At 35.3% G+C, this 4,791-nt stretch carries 4 protein-coding genes and 1 pseudogene; 3 read left to right on the forward strand and 2 right to left on the reverse strand.

Features of this window, described 5'->3' with window-relative positions; all coding sequences use genetic code 11:
• The 3 genes and pseudogenes from ACIQ0M_RS15095 to ACIQ0M_RS15105 all read left to right on the forward strand — a co-directional run.
• Positions 1–102 (forward strand): annotated as a pseudogene (locus ACIQ0M_RS15095) (IS1595 family transposase); the annotation flags it as partial.
• A gap of 114 nt (positions 103–216) precedes the next feature.
• A complete protein-coding gene (locus tag ACIQ0M_RS15100; RefSeq protein ID WP_396153720.1) occupies positions 217–558 on the forward strand; it encodes a T9SS type A sorting domain-containing protein in 342 nt (113 codons plus the stop codon).
• Positions 559–658: 100 nt separating this feature from the next.
• Positions 659–2,335, forward strand: a complete 1,677-nt coding sequence (locus ACIQ0M_RS15105; RefSeq protein ID WP_396153722.1) for a T9SS type A sorting domain-containing protein — start codon at positions 659–661, stop codon at positions 2,333–2,335.
• A gap of 190 nt (positions 2,336–2,525) precedes the next feature.
• Here ACIQ0M_RS15105 and ACIQ0M_RS15110 read toward each other — a convergent pair whose 3' ends face one another.
• Positions 2,526–2,933 (reverse strand): hypothetical protein, encoded by a 408-nt coding sequence (locus tag ACIQ0M_RS15110; protein ID WP_396153724.1) that lies wholly within the window; start codon positions 2,931–2,933, stop codon positions 2,526–2,528.
• A gap of 173 nt (positions 2,934–3,106) precedes the next feature.
• On the reverse strand, positions 3,107–4,791 hold a 1,685-nt coding region (locus tag ACIQ0M_RS15115; RefSeq protein WP_396153726.1), incomplete at its 5' end, for a type I restriction-modification system subunit M.

Consider the following 4,791-nt stretch of genomic DNA (forward strand, 5'->3'; position numbering starts at 1 on the left):
TTACAATTATACCTAAATGAGTTCGTTTACAAGCTTAATAGACGGTATTTTGAAGAAAAATTATTCGACAGGCTAGTGATAGCAAGCATTACAGGGTTATGACTAATAACGGACAATCAATAAAATATAATGAAAAGCGACTTTTAATTAAAGTCGCTTTTTTTTGGTACACTATTTGAAATATTTTTTATACATTTACCAAACCAAATCGGAAAGATGAAAAAAAATTACTTTTATACTATTCTTTTAGCGGTTTTTCTTGTTTCTCTGACTACTTCTGCTCAGGAAAACAAGCCACAGCAACCCAACAAAACTCAGGAAACTACCATTGAGGGGCTTAGCTTTTACCCTAATCCGGTGAGTAACGGAAAAGTTTACATTACCTCGAAATCATCCCTTTCCAAAGAAGTAACTATTTTTGATATTTTAGGAAAAGTTGTGCTACAAAGTACCATTAATTCTAAAGAATTAAACGTTTCTTCACTATCACCGGGTATCTATATGATTAAAATCAAAGAAGGCGAAGCAACTGCTACCCGAAAATTGATTATCAAGTAGTTAGAATCTACGGATTATTCCCAATTTACAATTTTTTAATAAGGTTATATTTTGTAGCTTGTTTATTGTTACTATCTTTGTACAATAAATTATATTAAAAATGAAAAAACTTTACACTTTATTATTTTTGGCATTTTCAATGTTTACTGTACAAGCTCAGTATTCGGTTAATTTTGAAAATGAAACAAAAACAAGTTATGCCTCTGCAACTGTTGCCTTATCAGGTTTGGATTGGGATATGTCTGATGCATTAATTGGAACTGAAACCAACGATTGGAAAAACGGTACAAAATCTGGTCGTTTAAGAGGTTATGGAACATCTTCCATGACCATGTTAGCCAACAAAACAAATGGTATTGGAAATTTATCTTTCTTATACAGAAGATACGGCACTGATGCCCAAGTAGATTGGAAAGTAGAATACTCTGTTAATGATGGTGCGGATTGGATTCAAGTAGGTGACGCATTTACTGCACCTGCTACTGATGATGTACAAACATTCTCTGCTCAATTAGACATCAATGCCGATGTTCGAATCAGAATCAAAAGAGCTACTGAAACAGGTACAGTAAACAGACGTTTAAATATTGACGATATTGTAATGACTGATTTTGGTACTGCAGCTTCTCCAAGTTTAGCTATCGGTTCTCCTTCTAACGGAACTGTTTTTGCTCCAAACTCAGATGTAACAGTTAACCTTACCGTTTCTAACTTTGTAGTTGGTAATCCGGGTGCAGGTATAGACGGACACATCCATTATACATTAACTCCAGGTGGATCAATGGTCATGAAATATGACACTAACCCTATTTTATTTTCAGGTTTAGCTGCCGGAGAATATACTTTAAATATGGAGTTGGTTGACAATTCACACGCTCCTCTAGACCCTCCTGTAATGGCTAGCGTAACATTTGAAATTGCAGCGTTAAATGTAATAGGAAACTTAGGCGAAATGCGTGCTGATGTAATTGCTAACGGTGCAGGAAAATATTATCAAATTTTAGAAGAACCGGTTGTAACCTATACCAGAACAACACGTAATCAAAAATATGTTGAAGATGCTAGCGGAGCTGTATTAATTGATGACGTTGCCGGTATCATTTCTACGCCTTTTGTAGCCGGTGATGCAATGGCTGGTTTAACGGGAAGAACTTCGCTTTTTAGTGGTTTACTTCAATTTACACCTACTGCCAACGCAACAGTTGCTTCTTCAGGAAATACAGTAACTCCACAAGTAGTAACAATTGCTCAACTTGCCGGTGATGTGCAAGCATTCGAAAGTAGATTAGTTCAAATTAACGGTGTTACTTTTGAAAACGGAGACGGAACTACCGTTTTTGTTAACCCACCTGCTACCAATTATAACTTTACAGATGGTGCGGACACTATGATTTTTAGAACGGCATTTGCTGAAGCGAATTACATCGGTGGATTGGTTCCTTCCGGAACTACAGGTTTTATTGCCTTAGTTGGTAACTTTAATGGAGCTGCTCAAGTAACCGCTCGTTCATTAAATGATCTTACTTTGTCAATTAGAAATAATACGATCTCTGGTTTAAAAGTGTATCCAAACCCGGTTGTTGACGGAACATTATATATTTCAACTGAATTAAATGCCGAGAGAAATGTTCAGGTATATGACTTATTAGGAAAACAAGTATTGAATGTAACAACTTCAAATGAAGCAATCAACATTTCTTCATTAAACACTGGTCTTTACGTAGTAAAAATCATTGAAGGTGGAAATTCTGCTACTGTGAAATTGGCGGTTAAGTAATTCTTAACTTCAACTATAAATCAAGCATCAACGAAAGTTGGTGCTTTTTTTTATTGGTACTGATTTTAATAGAAATTGATGTTTTTCTAAAAAATAAAATAGAAAACACTAAATCTAAAAACATCATAACTTAAAAACTTCTAATCATAAAAAACCGCCCATTAAGGCGGTCATTACATTACAATTACTTTTACAACGTATCCCGATGGGCGGTAACTTCGGCGATAAACACATCTACTTCGGCAAGTTGTTTGTTTACGCGTTCAAGGTCTAATTCTTTTTCTAGCAGAGCCACTGCACCGTAACTCTCTTTGCGGTTTTCCAACAAGAATTTGCGGTATTCTAGCCGAACTTTTCGTTTTTCTTCGGCCTCTTTGGTGGGACCTTCCGGCAAAATAGCAAGAACCGTGTCAACGGCAGCTATTTCTGCATTTACACCTTGCAAGATGGCATCAATCTCTACAGCGTTATTGCTGTAGTTGGTAACAAGTCGTTCTTCTGATAACTTTTTAAAGTTTAAATCAGATTTTTCCTTTTGGGCCATGCCCAACAACACATCGCAATCGGCAACTGTTGTTAAATTACTTACTGAATACATAATTAATTCATTTAAAATTATATTTACATAAACGCAAGTAATATACCCTAAAATATTACAAATCAGAAGTTTATAAAAATATTAACTTGTAGCGTTAATCTTATTTTAAAAATATACTAAGTTATATTTTATTGCCGTTATAAACGCTTTTTTTAATTAAATAAGGAGTTTGATTAAATCGTTTTCAGTCCCAACTCTTTCAAAAAAGCATTGTGTTTGTCTGTATTTATTTTGATACTTTCATTAATCGAAGTCAATTTTTCATTCACCGAATTCAAATCAATTTGTATTTCGTCTAATGATGTGCTGACATATCTTGAAATATTCAAGTTATACCCATTCTTTTCAATTTCATCCATTGAAACCCTGCGAGCATAACGAGGAACATTGTCAGGACGGTATTTATACGTATCCACAATTTTTTGAATGTCATTTGGTTCTCCCTCTTCGCCTTCTCTTAGCTTGTTTTGGCGTTTTCCTTTTTCATAGTGCTCACTGGCATTGATAAACAACACATCATCGTGTTTTTTACATTTCTTTAAAACCAAAATAGAAACCGGAATCCCTGTTGAGTAGAATAAGTTGGAAGGCAAACCAATGACTGTATCAACATGATTATCTTTTAATAATTTTGTTCTGATGCGTTCTTCTGCTCCACCTCTGAACAAAACACCATGAGGCAGAATAATAGCCATCGTTCCTTCTTTGCCTAGGAAGTGAAAACCATGCAGTAAGAAAGCAAAATCGGCAGCTGATTTGGGAGCTAAACCATAACTTTTAAAACGGAAATCTTCTGCTAAAGTATCGTTGGGTTCCCACCGTAAACTAAATGGTGGATTGGCTACAATGGCATCAAACTCCACTTTTTTGCTTGGGTTCATTTCGTTGAGCAATGGCCAACTGTTTTCTAAAGTGTCACCATGAAATATCTCAAACTCGGTATCTTTCATGCCGTGTAACAGCATATTCATTCGGGCAAGGTTGTAGGTGGTAATATTTTTTTCCTGACCGTAAATTTTACCCACACTACCGCCAGCATCTTTGATTCTTTTCCGCACATTCAGTAATAACGAACCCGAACCACATGCCATGTCCAATACTTTGTCCAACTTACCTTTTTTTCCTGTTTTAGGTTCTTGGCTGTCTAAGGTAACGATTTCCGAAAGGATAGTAGAAATTTGTTGCGGAGTATAAAACTCTCCTGCTTTTTTGCCTGAGCCTGCTGCAAATTCACCTATAAGATATTCATACGCATCGCCAAGCGTATCTGAATCGGCAGAGAATTCAGCAATGCCTTCTGCGATTTTTTGAATGATGGTGCAAAGTTTCTTATTTCTTTCTACAGAAGTTTTGCCTAGTTTTTCAGAATTCAAATTGATTTCAGAAAACAAACCTTGAAAAGTACCCTCAAAAGATTGATTTTCAATATAATCAAAACCGCGTTCTAGAGTTAGTAATAAATCGGGGTTTTGTGTACGAGCCATTTCGCTAATATTGCTCCACAAATGGTTTGGTTCAATTACATAATGCACTTTTCGTCGCATTTGTTTTTCAAACTCCACAATATCATCAGGATTTTCATGATACCATTTTCCAAGAGGTGAAATAGAAATATTTTTGTATTTCTCAATATTTAAATTCTTTTCTTGATTTTCTGAATTGCCTCGAAATTTCTTTTCATACTCTATTTCTAAATCATCTTTTTGTAAAGTGATAAAGAGGTTATCAATAGGATAATCTTTACCCAATTCCTTTTTAGCGGCTTCTTCATAATTGTATGACAAATACCGCAGGAAAAGAAACGAAAGCATATAATCACGAAAATCATCCGCATTCATGGCTCCTCGTAGGTTATCTG

It is taken from the genome of Flavobacterium sp. (genome assembly GCF_044339515.1).
Lineage (GTDB): Bacteria > Bacteroidota > Bacteroidia > Flavobacteriales > Flavobacteriaceae > Flavobacterium.

Coding starts and splice junctions, on each gene's coding strand:
- ACIQ0M_RS15100 (WP_396153720.1), top strand. CDS start 217: ATGAAAAAAAATTACTTTTATACTATTCTTTTAGCGGTTTTTCTTGTT.
- ACIQ0M_RS15105 (WP_396153722.1), top strand. CDS start 659: ATGAAAAAACTTTACACTTTATTATTTTTGGCATTTTCAATGTTTACT.
- ACIQ0M_RS15110 (WP_396153724.1), bottom strand. CDS start 2,933: ATGTATTCAGTAAGTAATTTAACAACAGTTGCCGATTGCGATGTGTTG.